The organism is Pasteurella sp. XG20 (assembly GCF_018968665.1).
GTDB classification, from domain to species: Bacteria; Pseudomonadota; Gammaproteobacteria; order Enterobacterales; family Pasteurellaceae; genus Pasteurella; species Pasteurella multocida.
Map to the genome: position 1 here is coordinate 594583 of NZ_CP076656.1, position 19708 is coordinate 614290.

A 19708-nucleotide genomic window follows, 5' to 3' on the forward strand; every position below is an offset into this window, starting at 1 on the left:
GATTAACATTCCAGCTCCCTGATATCAGGGAGCATGTTATGGAATGATTGGAGGATAAAAAAACATGTCAAAACAAATTCAAGTACCAGATATTGGTGGTGATGAAGTGACTGTGACAGAAGTCATGGTAAAAGCGGGTGATACGGTTGCAGTTGATCAAAGCGTAATCAATGTAGAAGGTGATAAAGCCTCAATGGAAGTCCCTTCACCAGAAGCGGGTGTGATCAAAGAAGTGTTAGTGAAAGTGGGTGACAAAGTGTCAACGGGTTCACCGATGTTTGTGTTAGAAACGGGTGATGCAAAACCTGCTGAAACGCCAAAAGCTGAAACAGCACCAGTATCTGCGCCAGCGCCAGCAGCAAGCGCAGTGGTTGAAGTACATGTCCCCGATATTGGTGGTGATGAAGTTAACGTGACAGAAATTATGGTCAAAGTGGGTGATAAAGTTGAGGTTGAGCAATCGATCATCAATGTAGAAGGTGATAAAGCCTCAATGGAAGTCCCAGCCCCAATCGCAGGTGTTGTTAAAGAAATTCTAATCAATGTTGGTGACAAAGTATCAACAGGATCATTGATTATGAAATTTGAAACGGGTGATGCGCCAGCAGTAGCGACACCAGCACAAGCGCCAACAGCTGCGCCATCAGCACCTGCACAAAGTGCGGTAAAAGATGTGAACGTGCCAGATATTGGTGGTGACGAAGTCAACGTGACGGAAATCATGGTGAACGTGGGTGACACGATCACAGAAGAACAATCATTAATTACTGTTGAAGGTGATAAAGCCTCAATGGAAGTGCCTGCGCCATTTGCCGGTGTGGTAAAAGAAATTTTAGTGAAATCTGGCGACAAAGTCTCTACGGGTTCATTAATTATGCGCTTTGAAGTAGCGGGAGCCGCACCTTCAGCAGCACCAGCACAACCTGCACCTGCTGCACAAGCGGCAGCACCACAAGCAGCAACGCCAGCACCTGTTGCAAGCGCGCCAGCGGGTGATGCAGAAGTAACAGGTAGTTCTGTATTTGCTTATGCCACACCGGTTGTACGTCGTTTAGCACGTGAATTTGGTGTGAACCTCGATAAAGTGAAAGGTACTGGTCGTAAAGGTCGTATCTTAAAAGAAGACGTTCAAGCATATGTGAAAGCAGCAATCAAAGCGGTTGAATCAGGTTCTGTATCTGCAGCGCCAGCGGGCAGCGGTGTAGCAAATGGTGCAGGCTTAGGCTTATTGCCATGGCCGAAAGTGGATTTCAGCAAGTTTGGTGAAGTGGAAGAAGTAGAACTCACCCGTATTAACAAAATTTCGGGTGCAAACTTACACCGTAACTGGGTGATGATCCCGCATGTTACACATTTCGATCGTGCAGATATCACCGAATTAGAAGCGTTCCGTAAAGAACAAAATGTGTTAGCGGAAAAACAAAAATGGGGTGTGAAAATCACGCCAGTTGTCTTCATTATGAAAGCGGCTGCCAAAGCATTAGAAGCGTATCCACGTTTCAATAGCTCAATTTCTGAAGATGGCCAACGTTTAACCTTGAAAAAATATGTCAATATTGGTGTGGCAGTGGATACACCAAACGGCTTAGTCGTGCCTGTCTTTAAAGATGTCAACAAAAAAGGCATTATCGAACTTTCTCGTGAATTAATGGAAGTGTCGAAAAAAGCACGTGACGGCAAATTAACTGCTTCGGATATGCAAGGGGGTTGTTTCACGATTTCAAGCTTAGGGGGCTTAGGTACGACACACTTTGCGCCAATCGTGAATGCGCCAGAAGTCGCAATTCTAGGTGTGTCTAAATCAGAAATGGCGCCAGTTTGGAACGGTAAAGAATTTACGCCACGCTTAATGTTACCATTATCATTGTCTTTCGACCACCGTGTGATCGATGGTGCGGATGGCGCACGTTTCATTAGCTATATCAATGGCGTGTTATCTGATCTTCGTCGTTTAGTTATGTAATCGCACTGTCCGTTCGGTAAATTGCCGAGCGGACATCATTAATCAACCCAAATGTGGTGTGAAAGTGCGGTCTAAAATCGCCTATCTTTTGATAAAATACATCGCATTCTTTAACGAGGTTAAAATGAATAAAGAAATTAAAACTCAGGTTGTGGTATTAGGTGCGGGTCCTGCGGGCTATTCCGCCGCATTCCGTTGTGCAGATTTAGGTTTAGAAACCGTGATTGTTGAACGTTATGCTACGTTAGGTGGCGTATGTTTAAACGTGGGTTGTATCCCGTCAAAAGCCTTATTACACGTGGCGAAAGTGATTGAAGAAGCCAAAGCGCTTGCAGAGCATGGTATCGTGTTCGGTGAGCCAAGCACAGATGTAAACAAAATCCGTGGTTGGAAAGAAAAAGTCATTAACCAGTTAACGGGTGGTTTAGCGGGTATGGCTAAACAACGTAAAGTGCAAGTAGTGAACGGCTATGGTAAATTCTCTGGTCCAAATACGATTATTGTTGCGGGCGAAGAAGGGGAAACGACGATCAAGTTTGATCATGCGATTATTGCGGCAGGATCGCGTCCAATTCAATTACCATTTATTCCACATGAAGATCCACGTATTTGGGATTCCACAGATGCACTTAAATTAAAAGAAGTGCCAGAGAATTTACTTATCATGGGTGGTGGTATTATCGGTCTAGAAATGGGAACGGTTTACCATGCATTAGGCTCAAAAATTGATGTAGTCGAAATGTTTGACCAAGTGATCCCGGCTGCGGATAAAGACATGGTTCAAATCTACACCAAACGCGTCGCGAAGAAATTCAATTTATTATTAGAAACGAAAGTGACTGCGGTTGAAGCAAAAGAAGATGGTATTTATGTTTCAATGGAAGGTAAAGCTTCTGAAACCCGTCGTTATGATGCTGTATTAGTGGCGATTGGTCGTGTACCAAATGGTAAATTGATTGATGCTGGTGTTGCGGGTGTTGAAGTAGATGATCGTGGTTTCATTCGTACCGACAAACAAATGCGTACCAATGTGCCTCACATTTTCGCCATTGGTGATATCGTGGGTCAACCAATGTTAGCACACAAAGGTGTTCATGAAGGTCACGTGGCAGCAGAAGTGATTGCAGGCATGAAACATTACTTCGATCCAAAAGTGATTCCATCTATTGCGTATACGGAACCTGAAGTGGCTTGGGTGGGTAAAACTGAGAAAGAATGTAAAGCGGAAGGTATCGCTTATGAAGTAGCGAAATTCCCTTGGGCTGCCTCAGGTCGTGCGATTGCATCTGACTGTGCAGATGGAATGACAAAATTGATCTTTGATAAAAATACACATCGTGTTATCGGTGGCGCAATCGTCGGGACGAATGGTGGTGAATTGTTAGGTGAAATCGGTCTTGCTATCGAAATGGGTTGTGATGCGGAAGATTTAGCCTTAACGATCCATGCTCACCCAACATTACACGAGTCTGTTGGTCTTGCAGCAGAAGTATTTGAAGGGTCAATTACTGACTTACCAAATCCAAAAGCGAAGAAAAAATAATACGTTTTTGTTGAAACTGATAAGTAACAAAAGTTTTTAAACGAAATAGCTGTGCGGTTAAACTTTTAAAAGTTTAACCGCACTTTTTTATTTATGAGACGTTATGCTTATGCCGCAAATGCCATATTGCGTTTTGGTTTAATTTGATGAATAGTATTGGTGACAGTGCCAACAATTGGTAAACTCTGCCAGTGATTGGTTTTAATGTTGCTCTGAGTCGAATCTAAGGCAAAGAAAACGTATTCATTATTTTGCTGAAGCATAAATTCATAAATATGGAATTGCCCATTGATATCAAGAACAATCAGATCGCCCACAGATAAGCTTTCGTTTTTTTCTACTACTAGCATGTCATCAACTTCAATTCCCCAAGCAAGCATATTCGGATTGGTTACACGAATAAAGCAGGTTTGTTGTGGGCGTTTAACACAGTAAAGATTGAGATCCAGCTTTTTACTGAAATTTAAGTGAGATTGTTGGATGTCCTCGTAAAGTGGCATAGGACGGTAAGATAATAAATAATCATGTTGAGCCACAGTGTTGTTTATGCTATTCATCTTATCCCTCTTTATTTTAACTGGTTATTTATACAGGTAAAATATACTGTTGTTATATACAGCTTGTCAAGAGGGGATCTCATGGTTAGTGAAAAAAAATTAGACTCTTTCTGTTTGTAAAGTGATCGATTTGTTTTGTGCAATCGATTGCTTTTGATTGATTTTTATTCAGATAAAGCTGGGGTAAATAAGATATTTTCTAATAATATGGCGATTATTTTTAATGAATGTTTGTCAATATACTGGAAATATAAAAAATGATATTTTCTTTAATGAAAAAGTAAGCTATCTTTAGCACCGTTAGGGGGATCAAACATTTGGTCTAAATTTTTTACAATAAGTGCATTCGCACAAGATTACGTGATTTAATTATGAATACATCTCGTTTATTTAGTTTGTTTTTCCAAGGTAATTTGGTGAAACGTATTTTTATTGGTCTTATCTTAGGTTTGCTTGTTGCGCTCGTTACGCCGACATTACAAAACGTGCTTGGTTTTAATTTAGCGGAAAAAGTTGGGGTATTAGGCACCATTTTTGTTCGCTCATTACGTGCGGTTGCACCGATTTTAATTTTTGTCCTTGTCATGGCGGCAATTGCAAATAAAAAAATTGGTGCGAAAAGCAATATGAAATCCATTATTGTATTGTATCTTTTGGGGACATTTTTAGCCGCACTTTCAGCTGTTATTGCGGGCTTCTTATTCCCAAGTGAAGTGGCATTAGCCACAAAAGAAGATATGACGTCTGCACCACAAGGTGTTGGTCAGGTACTATTAACTTTAGTCTTCAATGTGGTTGATAATCCATTAAATGCGCTCTTTAAAGCGAATTTCGTTGGCGTGCTCGCTTGGTCAATTGGTTTGGGATTAGCCCTACGTCATGCATCAGAAAGTACAAAAACGATGGTGTCAGATCTAGCAGAAGCTGTATCGAAAATTGTGTATGTGATTATTGCCTTTGCCCCAATCGGTGTGTTCGGTTTAGTCAGTGAAACCTTGGCAGATAAAGGATTAGTGGCGCTCGGTGGTTATATTCATTTATTAGCCGTATTAGTTGGTACGATGTTATTTGTTGCTTTTGTAGTGAACCCAATTTTGGTTTACTGGAAAATTCGCCGTAATCCTTATCCATTAGTGTGGACCTGCGTACGTGAAAGTGGTTTAACGGCATTTTTCACTCGTAGCTCAGCAGCTAACATTCCAGTTAACATCAATCTTGCTAAACGCTTGAATTTAGATGAAGAAACCTATTCGGTTTCCATTCCATTAGGCGCGACTATTAATATGGCAGGTGCTGCGATTACTGTAACGATTCTTACGTTAGCCGCGGTACATACTTTAGATATTCAGATTTCTTTCTTTAGTGCCTTGTTATTGAGTGTCGTTGCCAGTATTTGTGCTTGCGGTGCCTCTGGTGTTGCGGGGGGATCTTTATTATTGATTCCGTTAGCTTGTAGCTTATTTGGGGTTTCTGATGATGTCGCTGCACAAATGATCGGGGTGGGGTTCATTATCGGTATTTTACAAGACTCTACTGAAACTGCATTAAACTCTTCAACGGATGTGCTATTTACTGCAGCAGCCTGTATTGCAGAAGAAAATAAACAAGTTTAACGAACGGTTATTTAGTGAATAGAAAGCGGATATTTATCCGCTTTTTTTATCGGAGGATGGATGTGTAGTTTACAGCTTAAAGAAGCAAAATTTAAATTACATCAACATCAATATTTGTATATTCCTCAATTTTGTTTATCCGCGGGGCAATTTTGGGCTGTCGTGGGGAGTAATGGTAGTGGAAAAACTGCTTTTGCGCTTGCATTGCAGCAGCAATTAGCACTAGAGCATGGCGAATATTGCCATTCATTCCGGCAGGTAGCATTATTGTCCTTTGAAAAACAACAACATATTATTGAAGCCACTTTTAAGGATCGCAATCATGATGGAATAAGCCCCGATGATTTTGGTAAAAGTGCACGAGAAACCATATTAAATGGCACTTCAGCGACAGCGGCTTGTGAGAAATATGCGGAAATCTTGCAGATTACGTCTTTATTAGATCGCCCTTTTATTCACCTGTCTACAGGGGAAAGCCGTAAAGTCTTGTTATGCCAAGCGTTAGTGAGTCAACCTGATCTCTTGATCTTAGATGAACCCTTTGAAGGATTAGACCAGCAGTCAGTGCAAGACTGGCGGCATTTATTGGAGAGATTAAAAGAGAAAATGACATTAATGCTGATCATCAATCGTTTCTCTGATATTCCGACACAGGCGACTCATATTGCGATTTTGGATAATCGAGAGTTAGTTTTGCAAGGCGAACGCCAATACATTGAGCAGCAAAGTTTATTTCAACAGTTGTGTTATGCCGAAAATGCGCGGAATGAACCTTTGCCGACACCTTTTGGTACGCCAATACATTTGCCGACAGAGATCAATCCTTTTGAGTTAAAAAACGTCAATATTCAATATGGTGATAAAAAGATTCTCAGTGCATTAACTTGGACAGTTGAACCAAAACAACATTGGTGGATTAAAGGACCAAATGGTGCAGGAAAATCGACGCTATTGTCTGTGCTGACGGGTGATCATCCGCAATCTTATGCGAATCATGTAGTATTATTTGGTCAACAACGTGGTAGCGGTGAAACCATTTGGGATATTAAACAAAAAATAGGCTATGTGAGTAGTCAGTTGCATATGGATTACCGAGTGAATTGTAGCGCATTAGATGTTATTCTCTCGGGCTTTTTTGATAGTATTGGCGTGTATCAACAGGTATCAGAGACACTGCGTTTGAAGGCTATGCAATGGTTGACACGTTTACATCTTGCAACACTGGCGAAAGTCCCGTTTCGTTCCTTGTCTTGGGGACAACAACGACTTTTGTTGATAGCTAGAGCCATGGTGAAACATCCACCAATATTGATTTTAGATGAACCTTTTCAGGGATTGGATGGGGTGAATCGTAAGCTGGTAAAACAGTTTATTGAACAACTGGTAGTAAACAGCCAAACCCAGCTGATATTTGTTTCCCATCAAGATCAAGACGCGCCAAATTGCATGACGCATCGTTTTGAATTTATAGCAGATAATAATCAATATTCTTATATACAAAGTACGCTCTAATTTGTTAGACTTTTTGTGATATTGACTTACTAAGGAGAACAGCAATGGACTTTATTAATGGTTTACCAATCGCGACGATTTTCTTTATTGTATTGGTAATTTTTGTTTTGTATTCCACTTTAAAAACCGTTCCACAGGGTTATCACTGGACGATTGAACGTTTTGGTCGCTACACTCGTACATTGACACCGGGTTTGAATTTTGTGGTGCCTTTTATTGACCGTGTTGGTCGCCGTATCAATATGATGGAACAAGTGCTGGATATTCCTTCTCAAGAAGTCATTTCGAAAGATAACGCGAATGTGTCGATTGATGCTGTTTGTTTTGTGCAAGTGATTGATGCACGTAACGCGGCTTATGAAGTGAATCATTTAGAACAAGCGATTATTAATTTAACCATGACCAATATTCGTACTGTGTTAGGGTCAATGGAGTTAGATGAAATGTTATCACAACGTGATTCCATTAATAGCCGCTTGTTATCCATTGTTGATGAAGCCACTAATCCTTGGGGTATTAAAGTGACCCGTATTGAAATTCGTGATGTGCGTCCACCACAAGAATTGATCGCGGCGATGAACGCACAAATGAAAGCAGAACGTAACAAACGTGCGGATATTTTGGAAGCAGAAGGGGTACGTCAAGCGGAAATTTTACGTGCTGAAGGGGATAAACAAGCTCGTATCTTAAAAGCAGAAGGGGAACGTCAAGAAGCCTTCTTACAAGCTGAAGCTCGTGAACGTGCTGCTGAAGCAGAAGCCCGTGCGACACAAATGGTTTCTGAAGCGATTGCGAGTGGGGACACGAAAGCAATTAACTACTTTATTGCACAAAAATATACTGAAGCTTTAAAAGAAATTGGTGGCTCAGAGAACAGTAAAGTGGTGTTAATGCCACTCGAAGCGGGCAATTTAATCGGGTCTATTGCGGGTGTAGCTGAGTTATTAAAAGGCGATAAAAAAGCTTAATCACTGTCGGTGAGGTAAATATGGAATGGTTTTCCACTTGGAGCCTTTGGCATTGGCTTATTTTAGGTTTTGTTTTATTAATTGCTGAATTAGTGATCCCAGGGGTGTTTTTACTTTGGTGGGGATTAGCCGCCATTGTGATTGCTGGTGTGATGGCACTGATACCAAGCTTATCGTTAACCGTTTTAGCTATTAGCTATGCGATTTTAGCGATTATTTTGAGTGTGTCATGGTGGAAATATCAGCATGGTCAAGACAAAAGTGATCAGTTACATTCGTCATTAAATCAACGTGATCACGCGATGCTAGGCACAAGAGGTACTGTGCAAGAAATCGCGGCTAATGGCATTGGACGTGGGCATTTTGGCGATACGACGTGGCGCATTCAAGGCACGGATTTACAGGTCGGTGATTTAGTTGAAGTGCACCAAGTGGATGGTATTACGTTAAAAGTGAAAAAAGTGAATTAAAGATTATGCATCATCTGATTATTTTTGCCCATCCAAATAGCCAAACGAGTTTTAATCGGGCGATTTTGGAAGCTACTTTGCAGGCTAGCCAACAGTTGGACGTGCACACCGTGGTACGAGATTTGTACACGCTCAATTTCAATCCCATTTTATCTTGGGAGGAAATGCAAGCGGTTTACCAAGAGATCATTCCTGCTGAAGTCAAGTTTGAGCATCAACTCATTGAACAAGCGAATTTAATCACCTTGGTTTATCCATTATGGTGGATGGGCTTTCCTGCGATCCTGAAAGGGTATTTGGATCGTGTATTAAGCTATGGTTTTGCTTATAAAACTGAAAATGAACAATCTGTAGGCTTATTAGGTGGTAAAAAAATGCAACACTTTATCACGATTGGCAATAACGTAGAGATTTATCAAAATATGGGGTTTGCCCAATCGCTGAAAGATTGTTTAGTGGACGGATTATTCAATTATTGTGGCATCACTGATATTCAGCATGAGCTGTTTGGTGATATTCATTTGATTGATGATCACGCGCGTCACGCTATGTTGCAAAGGGTCAGTGAGAAAACGCAAGAAAATTTAACCGCACTTTTAGAGAGAAAGCATGACAACTGAAAACCAACTTAACGCTTTTTCTATGCTAAGTCGCTTGTTTGGCAATTTGTTTTATCGTGCACCAAATGAGCCGATTTTAGCTAATGTGTTTGCCTGGTTACAGCAGCAAGGACTTAGCGAAATCTGGGCACTTGAACTGGACAATCAAAGCCAACAAGCGATTAATAGTGTGCAAATGCCGTTAGATTTAAACGCATTAAGTAAAGAATATGACAAGTTATTTATGGGAGACACGCCACAAGTTAGTACTAGAATCAGCGATTATGCGGTTTCCGTTGAAGAATTTGTAAACTTTAGACAACAACGTGGTATGCCAGCGCTAGAAAGTGCGGATCATTTTGCATTACTTTTACTAACTGCCTCTTGGATTGAAGATAACCTTGATTCTGTGGCGGCACAACATCAGCTGTTTGAGCAATTCTTATTGCCTTGTGCCAGCCAGTTTCTTACTCAAGTGGAAAGTAAGGCAAGCTTGCCTTTTTATCGTGCCTTAGCACTTCTGTCGAAAGAGATGTTGGCAGCGATGGCGGACGAATTAGAAGAAGCAAGCGAGCAAGCCGTATAAGCATTTTCTTGTCATGCTAAAAAAGCAGCGTTACAACGCTGCTTTTAATTTTTGTCCAAAACTCACCGCACTTTTTGTCGCATAAGAACGATGGGGTCTTATTCCTCATCATATAAACTTGGCTGATTTTCATCAGGTCGTGTTTTAAAACGGCGGTGTAGCCACATATATTGTTCCACTCCTTTCATAATTTCCGTTTCTACTACTTGGTTCATGCGCGTGGCAATACGAGTTTCATCTGTAATATCGGAAAAATCCACTGGGGGGGAGATTTTGACGGTATAACCGGACCCATCGCTATTGCGTAATGGGGCAAAAGGGATCACCTTACTTGTTGGTGAGGATTTTAATAAATAATAGCTCCCCGTTGTAGTCGCTGCATCAGGGACAGCAAAAAAGGGCACAAAGACCGCATTTTTACGTCCATAATCATGATCAGGCGCATACCAAATAATTTCACCTTGGCGTAACGCACGAATCATGCCACGTAAATCTTTACGATCGAGCAGATCTTTATTAGAACGTAAGCGACCTTGCACTTGTAACCAGTCCATTAAAGGATTGTCATTCGGGCGGTAAACCCCTATGCCCGGTTGATGCAAGCCAACAATACGGGCGCCCAATTCTAAGGTTAGGAAATGTACCCCAACAAGAATCACACCATCTTGTTTATATTCTTTTAAGTATTCAAGTCCTTCGATTTTTGACCATTTTTTTATTCTTGCATCAGACCAAAACCAAGCCATACCCGTTTCAATAATCGCCATGCCGGTGGCTTTTAAATTCGCATGTAATAAGGTTTCAATTTGATCCGTAGAATAGTGGGGAAAACAAAGCTGTAAATTGCGACGTGCAATGTTGGCGCGACGTTGACCTACTGTTGATTTTGCGAGTAACCAGCCTAGTCCGTTCCCGAGTTTGTGTAAAATCGGGTAGGGTAAACATACGATCAGACGCCATAAGGCGACGCCTAACCAAAATCCCCAGTGTTTTGGTTTTAGAAATCTTTTTTGAAATGTTGGGAGTTTATCGTTCGCCATAAAATTGCTTGAGTATCTTCAGTAATAAATTGAGAATGAGAAAACATAACTCAACTTGTAATCATATTACGAATTATCGCATAAATAGGGCGTGAATATTACTAGTTATGTAATAATTAAGAAAGTCATGTAATAAAAAGTCGTGCAATTTATTGGATTTTAAGGGGAAATTGGTGCTTTCCTGTGCTAAAATTAAGTAATTTTTTATTAAGAGAGAACGAAAATGTTTCAATATTCCGCAGAATTTAAACAAGCAAAAGTGTTGGTATTGGGCGATGTAATGCTTGATCGTTATTGGTTTGGGGCGACAAATCGCATTTCACCAGAAGCACCAGTTCCTGTGGTACGTGTACAAGATAACGAAGAACGTGCAGGTGGGGCAGCCAACGTTGCGATGAATATCGCTGCGTTAAATGTGCCAGTAAAATTATTGGGCTTAACGGGACGAGATGAAACCGGTCTTGCCTTAGAAAGTTTATTAGCCAAAAGCCGTATTGAATGTGATTTTGTACAATTACATACTCATCCTACCATTACAAAATTACGTATTTTGTCCCGCCATCAACAATTATTACGCTTAGATTTTGAAGAAGACTTCCAAAATGTGACGAGCGATGCGTTATTGCAAAAATTAGACAGTGCATTACAAAATTATGGCGCATTAGTGTTATCTGATTATGGTAAAGGCACCTTAAATCAAGTGCAAAAAATGATTCAACTTGCACGCCAAGCCAATATCCCTGTGTTAATTGATCCGAAAGGAACCGATTTTGAACGTTATCGTGGTGCAACCTTATTAACACCGAATATGTCTGAATTTGAAGCGGTGGTTGGGAAGTGTGATTCTGAAGACGAGATTATCGAAAAAGGGTTGAAATTAATTGAGCAGATCGACCTGAGTGCGCTTTTAGTGACACGTTCTGAAAAAGGCATGACGTTGTTGCGTCCAAATCAACCGGCATTTCATTTAGCCACCGAAGCGAAAGAAGTATTTGATGTGACCGGGGCGGGAGATACGGTGATTAGTGTGTTAGCAACAGGCTTAGCGGATGGTCGTTCGTTTGAAGAAGCCTGCTATTTAGCCAATGTCGCAGCAGGGATTGTCGTGGGTAAATTAGGGACCTCAACCGTTTCTACGGTGGAATTAGAAAATGCAATTCACGGTCGTTCTAATACCGGATTTGGTATTATGAGCGAAGCCGAACTGAAACGCGTAGTGGCGCAAGCGAAGGCGCGTGGTGAGAAAATTGTGATGACTAATGGCTGTTTTGACATTCTTCACCCGGGACATGTGTCTTACCTCGAAAACGCACGTAAATTGGGCGATCGCTTAATTGTCGCGGTGAACAGCGATGACTCAGTCAAACGCCTAAAAGGTGAAACCCGCCCAATTAATGACCTTCAATCTCGTATGGCAGTATTGGCAGGCTTATCTTCAGTCGATTGGTTAGTGGCGTTCCATGAAGACACTCCACAACGTTTAATTGCTGAAGTATTACCCGATTTATTGGTGAAAGGTGGTGATTACAAACCAGAAGACATCGCCGGTAGCCAAGAAGTTTGGGCGAGTGGTGGTGATGTAAAAGTATTAAACTTTGAAAATGGTTGTTCAACCAGTAATGTGATCAGTAAGATTCAGCAGTTAAAAGATTAAGATTGAATTTGATTTCATCATCATACCTATTTGGGGAAAGGGCAAACAGTTATGTTTGCCTTTTTTATGAGATTAAAACGGGGTCGTGTTATCAATTATGATGGGAAAAGAGCTTTTTTTCAGGCTAAACAATATCGGGTTTTGCCCGATCAGCGAGTTAGTTTTTCTTTGCTTGTGTAAAGGAAAAAGTAGGCAAAAGAAAGCACTCCGTAATTTTTTTCCTTCACTTGCTGCTAACGTTTGGCACCCGTTTTCCAAACTCGCTTAGCAAGCCATGCTCAAACAAGGAAAGTGTGGTTTAAACGTGAACGCAACCGCTACAGCGAAAAATAAGGGAAAGGGGGAAAGTCACTTTTGGGGGAAGAAATTTTTTTTAAATACACCGCCCTTTTTAATCTCAGCCACACTTTTACTCTAGCTGATGTAACAATTTTTCAATCTGTTTTAGCCCATTTAGCCTTGTGCTGCTTAACCGTTGTGCAATGCCCAATTCAGTGAAATAGGCAGTTAAATCAAACTGCTTGAGTTGTTCGACTGTTTTGCCCTGAATTTCTTGCAGTAAAATCCACAATAACCCATTAATAATACGGGCTTCGCTGTAAGCTTGAAAATCAAAAGTGCGGTCATTTTTTCCAGTAATTTTAAACCAGACTTTCGCCTCACAACCTGAAATCGGTTGCATCTCGGCGAGTTGTTGTTCTGTGGGGAATGGTAGCTGTTTGCCGGCTTGGATAATCAGGCGGTAACGTTCTTCCCAGCTTTTGGCGTTAAGGAGTTGTTCTTTCATCATTTAATCTAATAAGGCTAAAGCGTTGTCAAGGGCAGAGAAAAACGCATCAACATCCGCTTGTTGGTTATAAGGTGCAAAGGAAAGCCGCAAGGTGCTGTGCTGTCCTAAGCGCGCTAAATAAGGTTGGGCGCAGTGTTCACCTGCGCGTAAGGCTATATTTTGTTCAGCGAGCAATGTGGCGATGTCAGAGGTGGCTATACCGTTAAACACAAAACAAACGATGCTGCTCGGTTGCGGTGATAAAAATAACTGGCAGTGTGGGTAATTTTTTAATCGCATTTTACATTGCTCTGCCAAAGCAATGGCATATTGCTCGGCAGCAGTTAAGTCCCACTGGCTTAACCATTCTAAGACAGCATTAAAACCAATCACACCTGCAATATTTGGCGTGCCAGCCTCAAGGCGATAAGGTAGTTCGGCAAAACGGATGTGTTGTGCAGATACTCGTTCTACCATTTTCCCACCGTACAACAGGGGCTGAAGTTGTTCAAGGGCATGACGTTTCCCACTTAACACACCAAGTCCATTCGGACCATAGAGTTTATGCGCTGAGAAGGCAATAAAATCCGCATCTAACCTTTGTAAGTCGATAGGTAAATGGCTAATCGCTTGTGCCGCGTCGACGAGTACCAACGCATGACTGTGTTGTCGAATCAGTTTAATTAAATTGGCGACAGGTTGCTCCGTTCCAGTTACATTAGAAACCATATTCAATGCAACCAATACAGTATTTGTATTAAGTACAGCAATAAGATCCTGTTCTTCAATCAACCATTGCTCATTAATCGGTAAAATATGCAAGGTTGCGCCATATTGACGCGCGATTTCAGACCAAGTAACAAAATTAGCATGATGGTCCGCTTCGCTAATGATAATTTCAGCTTTAGGATGCAGTTGATGAGATAACCCTCTTGCAACGCAATTGATAGCATGCGTTGTCCCCGATGTCCAAATAATCGTTTCTTCAGATTTTGCACCAATGAAGTTTTTCACATTTTCTCTTGCTTGTTCAAAAAGTGCGGTCTGTTTTTCATCATATTGACTACGATGTACGGATCCAGCAGATTGATAAAAGGCAATCGTCGCATCAGTCAGCACTTGTGGCTTTAATGCCGTGGCAGCACTGTCTAAATAGACAACCGCATCTGCTTGTTGGAGGTAAGGAAAATGTTGTTTAAATACACTTGGATTAAATGCCATCTTATTTTCTCTTTTGTCTGCGCCATTGCTCAGGAGGGATTGGGTGAGTGTCTTGCCATAATCCAAGACGGGCTTTCATGGCGGCTTGTTGCGCGCGCAAATACATTGGATCGTGATTATAACGCGGATATGCCCAAGCCATACCAGATTTCACCATTTCGATATTCATATTTTTGTGCTGTGCATTATAAACAACAGCTAAAGTGCGTTGGTAGTGGTCTTTACCTAAAATGCGGAGTTGTACCGGCTTTTTATAGACTAATTTCGCGAGAAATTGTTTTGATTTCGTACCGAAAGGTTGGTTTTTTTCTGGCGCATCAATTTCAGCTAAGCGAACACGAAGCGATTTCTTGTTTTGTAATAGACAAGTTAACGTGTCGCCATCGGTAATACCAATCACCTGACAAGGTATCGAACGACTGGCTTGACTGCAGTGTGTAAAACATAGACAACACAGGGTGATAAGCGCTAATTTTTTATACATATTATGAAAAATCCTTATAAAACGCACATATTCTACCTAAAAACTAACAAAAGAAACAAAATGGGAGTAAAATATTCCCTCATTTTTATTAAGACAATGTGTTTTATTGTCAACAACGATGGAGTAAAAATGACTCGGAAAATAGTTGATTTAGCTCGTTCATGCGGGATTTTGTATTTGATGTTATTCATCGGTGAGTGGATTGCACATCATCTTAATATTGGTATTCCTGCCAGTATTTGGGGATTGTTACTGTTATTTTTGGGGTTAACGTTTAGGATAATTAAGTTAGATTGGGTGTTATGTTCAGCCAGTTTATTAATTCGTTATATGGCACTATTATTCGTGCCAGTGAGTGTTGGGGTGATAAAATATGCGGATGTGTTATTTAGCCAAATGAACGTCTTGTTATTACCTAATATTGTAAGCACTTTCTTAACATTGATTGTTGTCGGTTTACTTTCAGATTATTTATTTTCCTTAAGCTCTTTTTCTCATTTACGTAAAAAAGTCGCCAGAAAACAAGCGGAGAAAGCATGATGAATTGGAGTCTGTATGGTTATTCTTTTTTAACGTTGCTTGCCTTCGCGGTGGCGGTGAAAATCAGCCGACATTGGAAATCGATTTTATTCAATTCCTTTGTTTTAACTGTGACCTTGCTCGTGGTCATCTTGTTAACCATTGACATTTCTTATGATGATTATTTACAAGGCAATGCGCCCTTAAATAATTTATTAGGTATCAGTATTGTCGCGCTTGCAGTACCATTGTATGAACAGTTGCATCAAATTAGTCGTTATTGGAAAAATATTTTATTGATAACGTGCTTGGCTTCATTGCTTTCTATGCTTTCAGGCGCTGGTTTAGCCTTATACTTAGGCGCCACACCAGAAATGGTTGCCACAGTATTGCCGAAATCGGTCACGACGCCTATTGCGATGGCGGTGTCTCAAGGATTGGGTGGCATACCCTCGATTGCTGCGGTGGGGGTTGTGATAGCGGGATTACAAGGGTCTGTACTAGGTTTGCTTACGTTAAAAAAATTAAAAGTCAAACATGCGGAGGCGCGAGGATTAGCCATTGGTGCCATTTCCCATGCCTTAGGTACAGTCACTTGCATGGAAAGCGATCAAAAAGCTGGCAGTTATAGTTCCATTGCCCTCGTATTATGTGGCATTATGACGTCTATTCTTGCACCGATCACCTTTAAAATCCTTTATTTCTTTATGGCATAGTATGAATAATCAAGTTGATCCAATTTGGCAATCACGCTTTATTGCTGATAAACCGCGTGAAAAAGATCATCGCCCACCTTTCCGTCGAGATCGAGGGCGTATTTTACATTCCGCCGCATTTCGTTGTTTGCAGGCAAAAACACAAATTCATGCGGTTGGTGAGAATGATTTTTATCGCACACGTCTGACACATTCCTTAGAAGTAGCACAAATCGGTAGCAGTTTGGTTGCACAAATGCGTTTTAGTGAGGCATTTACTGCCTTAGCGCAGCAAATGCAACAAGATAAAACAGAGTTACAAAAAACGTTGAAAGGCTTGTTGCCGAGTAATGATCTGATTGAAAGTTTATGTTTTGCTCATGATATCGGTCATCCTCCTTTTGGTCATGGTGGCGAAGTCGCACTGAATTACATGATGCGAGAGCATGGTGGATTTGAAGGTAACGCACAAACATTTCGCTTACTCACCAAATTAGAACCTTATACACCAAATGCAGGGATGAATTTAACTCGCCGTACCCTTTTGGGTATTGTGAAATACCCAACGATTTTAGATATTTCTTCGGCACAATATGCCGAACTCGCTCCAGAACCAAATGTCGATTCGCGTTATGTCAAGATGAATGGGTGGCAACCAGGAAAAGGACTCTTTCGTGATGATTTGCCGATGTTTGAGTGGCTACTGGAACCGCTGTCAGTAAAAGATCGTGATTTATTTGGGCAATTTAAACAAGTGCGGTCAGATCCTAGCCAAATTTTAAAAACCAAATTCAAGTCGTTAGATTGTAGCCTCATGGAATTAGCTGATGACATTGCTTATGGGGTGCATGATTTAGAAGACGCGATTGTGGTGGGGATGGTGAATTTACACCAATGGCAAAGTGCGCTCACCGCCTTGAAACATTGTCCGTCTGAATGGATTCAAAAACATATTGATGCTATCACGGAAAAGCTTTTTTCGGATCAGCATTATTTACGTAAAAACGCCATTGGTGCGCTCGTCAATTATTTTATCACGAGCGTACGTTGGACATTAACGGACGATTTTAATGAACCATTATTACGCTATAATGCGCAGTTACCAGCAGAAGTGGAAGCGGTATTGCAGATTTTTAAAGCATTTGTACGTGAGCATGTGATCTTAAATGTTGATACACAACGGATTGAATACAAAGGACAACGTATCTTAACGGAAATGTTCCAAATTTTTGAATCTGATCCAGAACGTTTACTACCACGTAATACCGCCAAGCGTTGGCAACAGGCAAGCAAAGAAGGCAAAAAACGGGTTATCTGTGATTACATGGCGGGTATGTCTGATGCCTATGCCTTGCGAGTTTATCAACAGTTATAGGATTACTCTCTGATGTTGGTCAACGGGGCAGTCTAGATAATGTGGATAATGTGTTTATCCCTGTTGTGAAAACAGCATTTGTATTTTTATAAAAAGTATTTTAACAAAGAGGCATTATGGCACTCATTTCTCTCACCAATGGATATCTTTCCTTTAGTGATCATCCTTTATTAGATCATACCGACTTGCATATTGAAGCCGGTGAGCGGGTTTGTTTAGTTGGACGTAATGGCGCAGGTAAATCTACGCTAATGAAAATCTTGGCGGGTGATGTCATCATGGATGACGGGCGTTTACAGTTTGAAAAAGAGATTGTCGTGTCCCGTTTAGAGCAGGATCCACCGCGTCATGCGAGTGGCAATGTGTTTGATTATGTCGCCGAAGGCATTGAACATTTAGCCGATTTATTAAAAGATTACCATCGCATTTCTTTGTTATTGGAACAGGACTGCAGTGATGTGGTCTTAAATCAATTGGCACAAGTGCAAGCGAAGTTAGATCATGCAGACGCTTGGCGTTTTGAAAGTAAAATTAAAGACGTGTTGGCCACATTATCTTTACATCCGGATACCTTGTTATCTGAATTATCGGGTGGTTGGTTACGTAAAGCCGCATTAGCCCGTGCGCTTGTTTGTGATCCTGAGGTGTTGTTATTAGATGAACCGACCAACCATTTAGATGTGGATGCGATTGAATGGTTAGAAAACTTTTTACTTGGTTTTTCGGGGAGCATTATTTTTATTTCTCATGACCGCGCTTTTATTCGTAAAATGGCGACCCGTATTGTGGATTTAGACCGTGGCAAATTAGTGTCTTATCCGGGGGATTATGATTTATACCTCAGTACAAAAGAAGAAAATCTCCGCGTAGAGGCCCTACAAAATGAGTTATTTGATAAAAAATTGGCTCAAGAAGAAGTTTGGATTCGACAGGGGATTAAAGCACGTAGAACGCGTAATGAGGGACGAGTTCGCGCCTTAAAAGCTTTGCGTGAAGAACGTCGTCAACGTCGTGAAGTACTTGGTACGGCAAAACTCCAACTCGATAATTCTAGTCGTTCAGGCAAAATGGTGTTTGAGATGGACAATGTGACTTATCAAGTGACAGGCAAAACCTTATTAAAAGATTTCAGTACCACCATTTTACGAGGTGATAAAATTGCCTTAGTGGGACCGAATGGTTGTGGTAAGACGACATTTATTAAATTGTTACTTGGTGAAATTCAACCAACTTCAGGTACTGTACGTTGTGGGACCAAATTGGATATTGCTTATTTTGATCAATATCGTGCCGAACTCGATCCAGAAAAAACGGTGATGGATAATGTGGCTGACGGTAAACAAGATATTGAAGTGAATGGCATTAAACGTCATGTCTTAGGTTATTTACAAGATTTTCTCTTTCCTCCGAAGCGGGCGATGACACCTGTGAAAGCGTTATCAGGTGGAGAGCGGAACCGTTTATTGTTAGCAAAATTATTACTCAAACCTAACAACTTATTGATTTTGGATGAACCGACCAATGATCTTGATGTTGAAACGCTGGAACTATTAGAAGAAATTCTAACAGACTATCAGGGGACGCTATTAATCGTGAGTCACGATCGCCAATTTATTGATAATACCGCTACGGAATGTTTCATTTTTGAAGGTGAAGGGATTGTGAATGAATATGTCGGTGGATTCCATGAAGCGAAACAGCAACAAGCTAACTATTTTGCGCATAAAGCAGAACAAGCCGTGTTGAAACAGAAAAAGCCTGCCAGTTTAGAAAGTGCGGTCGATATCACGAAAAATTCTGTTTCCAACAAATCTCAAACCAAAGCAATAAAACTGACTTATAAAGAACAACGCGAGTTAGAACAATTACCTCAACGTTTGGAAACGTTAGAAGCGGAAATCAATTCCTTACAAGCTGAAATTGCGGGTAGTGAATTTTTTCAGCAATCGCATGAATACACCTCTGCAAAATTGCAAGCATTGGCCGAAGCCGAGCAAGCGTTAGAAGAAGCGTTTATGCGTTGGGAAACCTTAGAGGAAAAACAAAATTTAAGTAAATCAGGCTAATTGATGTCGTAGGATTTGACGCTATTTACAAAAGAGAAAAGGGCGAAAAATTATTATTTTTCGCCCTTGTTTTC

Annotated in this window: 18 protein-coding genes; 13 read left to right on the plus strand and 5 right to left on the minus strand. The window is 40.9% G+C overall.

Annotation, left to right across the window (positions count from 1 at the left end; all coding sequences use genetic code 11):
• The first annotated feature begins 64 nt into the window (after positions 1-64).
• Both aceF and lpdA read left to right on the plus strand, forming a co-directional pair.
• Positions 65-1963, plus strand: a complete 1899-nt coding sequence (gene aceF, locus KPF51_RS02700) for a pyruvate dehydrogenase complex dihydrolipoyllysine-residue acetyltransferase (RefSeq protein WP_014667915.1) — start codon at positions 65-67, stop codon at positions 1961-1963.
• A gap of 124 nt (positions 1964-2087) precedes the next feature.
• A complete protein-coding gene (gene lpdA, locus KPF51_RS02705; RefSeq protein ID WP_014326166.1) occupies positions 2088-3506 on the plus strand; it encodes a dihydrolipoyl dehydrogenase in 1419 nt (472 codons plus the stop codon).
• Positions 3507-3613: 107 nt separating this feature from the next.
• Here the strand turns inward: lpdA and KPF51_RS02710 are convergent, their stop codons facing one another.
• Complete coding sequence (locus tag KPF51_RS02710) at positions 3614-4063, minus strand: S24 family peptidase (RefSeq protein WP_005754345.1); 450 nt, start codon at positions 4061-4063, stop codon at positions 3614-3616.
• A gap of 371 nt (positions 4064-4434) precedes the next feature.
• Between KPF51_RS02710 and sstT the strand changes: the two genes are divergently transcribed.
• The 6 genes from sstT to KPF51_RS02740 are packed head-to-tail and all read left to right on the plus strand — an operon-like array spanning position 4435 to position 9811.
• Positions 4435-5676 (plus strand): serine/threonine transporter SstT, encoded by a 1242-nt coding sequence (sstT, locus tag KPF51_RS02715; protein ID WP_005722751.1) that lies wholly within the window; start codon positions 4435-4437, stop codon positions 5674-5676.
• Between the two features lie 60 nt (positions 5677-5736).
• Positions 5737-7188, plus strand: a complete 1452-nt coding sequence (gene modF / locus KPF51_RS02720; RefSeq protein WP_005722749.1) for a molybdate ABC transporter ATP-binding protein ModF — start codon at positions 5737-5739, stop codon at positions 7186-7188.
• A gap of 44 nt (positions 7189-7232) precedes the next feature.
• Positions 7233-8156 (plus strand): SPFH domain-containing protein, encoded by a 924-nt coding sequence (locus KPF51_RS02725; RefSeq protein ID WP_005716923.1) that lies wholly within the window; start codon positions 7233-7235, stop codon positions 8154-8156.
• A 20-nt stretch (positions 8157-8176) separates the two neighbouring features.
• The gene (locus tag KPF51_RS02730) at positions 8177-8626 is read left to right on the plus strand and encodes an NfeD family protein (RefSeq protein ID WP_005716922.1); all 450 of its coding nucleotides are present in this window, start codon (positions 8177-8179) and stop codon (positions 8624-8626) included.
• A gap of 5 nt (positions 8627-8631) precedes the next feature.
• Positions 8632-9246 (plus strand): NAD(P)H-dependent oxidoreductase, encoded by a 615-nt coding sequence (locus tag KPF51_RS02735; protein WP_005722748.1) that lies wholly within the window; start codon positions 8632-8634, stop codon positions 9244-9246.
• A complete protein-coding gene (locus KPF51_RS02740; protein ID WP_005722746.1) occupies positions 9236-9811 on the plus strand; it encodes a molecular chaperone in 576 nt (191 codons plus the stop codon). Before KPF51_RS02735 ends, KPF51_RS02740 begins: the two co-directional genes overlap by 11 nt.
• A 98-nt stretch (positions 9812-9909) precedes the next feature.
• Here the strand turns inward: KPF51_RS02740 and KPF51_RS02745 are convergent, their stop codons facing one another.
• Positions 9910-10851 (minus strand): Kdo(2)-lipid IV(A) acyltransferase, encoded by a 942-nt coding sequence (locus KPF51_RS02745; RefSeq protein ID WP_064661078.1) that lies wholly within the window; start codon positions 10849-10851, stop codon positions 9910-9912.
• Between the two features lie 223 nt (positions 10852-11074).
• On the opposite strand from KPF51_RS02745, the gene hldE reads away from it, so the two are divergent.
• A complete protein-coding gene (gene hldE, locus KPF51_RS02750) occupies positions 11075-12505 on the plus strand; it encodes a bifunctional D-glycero-beta-D-manno-heptose-7-phosphate kinase/D-glycero-beta-D-manno-heptose 1-phosphate adenylyltransferase HldE (RefSeq protein WP_005722699.1) in 1431 nt (476 codons plus the stop codon).
• Positions 12506-12914: 409 nt separating this feature from the next.
• Here hldE and KPF51_RS02755 read toward each other — a convergent pair whose 3' ends face one another.
• The 3 genes from KPF51_RS02755 to KPF51_RS02765 are packed head-to-tail and all read right to left on the minus strand — an operon-like array spanning position 12915 to position 14979.
• Entirely contained in the window at positions 12915-13292 is a 378-nt protein-coding gene (locus KPF51_RS02755; protein WP_005716911.1) for a SufE family protein, read from the minus strand.
• A 3-nt stretch (positions 13293-13295) separates the two neighbouring features.
• Complete coding sequence (locus tag KPF51_RS02760) at positions 13296-14495, minus strand: cysteine desulfurase (protein ID WP_005722697.1); 1200 nt, start codon at positions 14493-14495, stop codon at positions 13296-13298.
• 1 nt (position 14496) lies between these two features.
• Positions 14497-14979, minus strand: coding sequence for a thermonuclease family protein (locus KPF51_RS02765; RefSeq protein WP_005722695.1), 483 nt, complete (start codon positions 14977-14979; stop codon positions 14497-14499).
• Between the two features lie 129 nt (positions 14980-15108).
• Between KPF51_RS02765 and KPF51_RS02770 the strand changes: the two genes are divergently transcribed.
• The 4 genes from KPF51_RS02770 to KPF51_RS02785 all read left to right on the plus strand — a co-directional run bounded on the left by KPF51_RS02770 (position 15109) and on the right by KPF51_RS02785 (position 19634).
• On the plus strand, positions 15109-15519 hold the full coding sequence (locus KPF51_RS02770) for a CidA/LrgA family protein (RefSeq protein ID WP_005722694.1): 411 nt from the start codon (positions 15109-15111) through the stop codon (positions 15517-15519).
• Entirely contained in the window at positions 15516-16214 is a 699-nt protein-coding gene (locus KPF51_RS02775; RefSeq protein ID WP_010906901.1) for a CidB/LrgB family autolysis modulator, read from the plus strand. The genes KPF51_RS02770 and KPF51_RS02775 overlap by 4 nt, the downstream gene beginning before the upstream one ends.
• Position 16215: 1 nt before the next feature.
• On the plus strand, positions 16216-17568 hold the full coding sequence (locus KPF51_RS02780) for an anti-phage deoxyguanosine triphosphatase (protein WP_005722692.1): 1353 nt from the start codon (positions 16216-16218) through the stop codon (positions 17566-17568).
• Between the two features lie 116 nt (positions 17569-17684).
• Positions 17685-19634 carry an ABC transporter ATP-binding protein gene (locus KPF51_RS02785; RefSeq protein ID WP_061406170.1) on the plus strand — a complete coding sequence of 650 codons (1950 nt, stop codon included), beginning with the start codon at positions 17685-17687 and terminating at the stop codon, positions 19632-19634.
• The last annotated feature ends 74 nt before the right edge of the window (positions 19635-19708 follow it).

Coding starts and splice junctions, on each gene's coding strand:
- KPF51_RS02740 (WP_005722746.1), top strand. CDS start 9,236: ATGACAACTGAAAACCAACTTAACGCTTTTTCTATGCTAAGTCGCTTG.
- KPF51_RS02775 (WP_010906901.1), top strand. CDS start 15,516: ATGATGAATTGGAGTCTGTATGGTTATTCTTTTTTAACGTTGCTTGCC.
- KPF51_RS02770 (WP_005722694.1), top strand. CDS start 15,109: ATGACTCGGAAAATAGTTGATTTAGCTCGTTCATGCGGGATTTTGTAT.
- KPF51_RS02710 (WP_005754345.1), bottom strand. CDS start 4,063: ATGAATAGCATAAACAACACTGTGGCTCAACATGATTATTTATTATCT.
- KPF51_RS02735 (WP_005722748.1), top strand. CDS start 8,632: ATGCATCATCTGATTATTTTTGCCCATCCAAATAGCCAAACGAGTTTT.
- KPF51_RS02760 (WP_005722697.1), bottom strand. CDS start 14,495: ATGGCATTTAATCCAAGTGTATTTAAACAACATTTTCCTTACCTCCAA.
- KPF51_RS02785 (WP_061406170.1), top strand. CDS start 17,685: ATGGCACTCATTTCTCTCACCAATGGATATCTTTCCTTTAGTGATCAT.
- KPF51_RS02755 (WP_005716911.1), bottom strand. CDS start 13,292: ATGAAAGAACAACTCCTTAACGCCAAAAGCTGGGAAGAACGTTACCGC.
- KPF51_RS02780 (WP_005722692.1), top strand. CDS start 16,216: ATGAATAATCAAGTTGATCCAATTTGGCAATCACGCTTTATTGCTGAT.
- KPF51_RS02730 (WP_005716922.1), top strand. CDS start 8,177: ATGGAATGGTTTTCCACTTGGAGCCTTTGGCATTGGCTTATTTTAGGT.
- sstT (WP_005722751.1), top strand. CDS start 4,435: ATGAATACATCTCGTTTATTTAGTTTGTTTTTCCAAGGTAATTTGGTG.
- KPF51_RS02725 (WP_005716923.1), top strand. CDS start 7,233: ATGGACTTTATTAATGGTTTACCAATCGCGACGATTTTCTTTATTGTA.
- KPF51_RS02765 (WP_005722695.1), bottom strand. CDS start 14,979: ATGTATAAAAAATTAGCGCTTATCACCCTGTGTTGTCTATGTTTTACA.
- KPF51_RS02745 (WP_064661078.1), bottom strand. CDS start 10,851: ATGGCGAACGATAAACTCCCAACATTTCAAAAAAGATTTCTAAAACCA.
- hldE (WP_005722699.1), top strand. CDS start 11,075: ATGTTTCAATATTCCGCAGAATTTAAACAAGCAAAAGTGTTGGTATTG.
- aceF (WP_014667915.1), top strand. CDS start 65: ATGTCAAAACAAATTCAAGTACCAGATATTGGTGGTGATGAAGTGACT.
- lpdA (WP_014326166.1), top strand. CDS start 2,088: ATGAATAAAGAAATTAAAACTCAGGTTGTGGTATTAGGTGCGGGTCCT.
- modF (WP_005722749.1), top strand. CDS start 5,737: ATGTGTAGTTTACAGCTTAAAGAAGCAAAATTTAAATTACATCAACAT.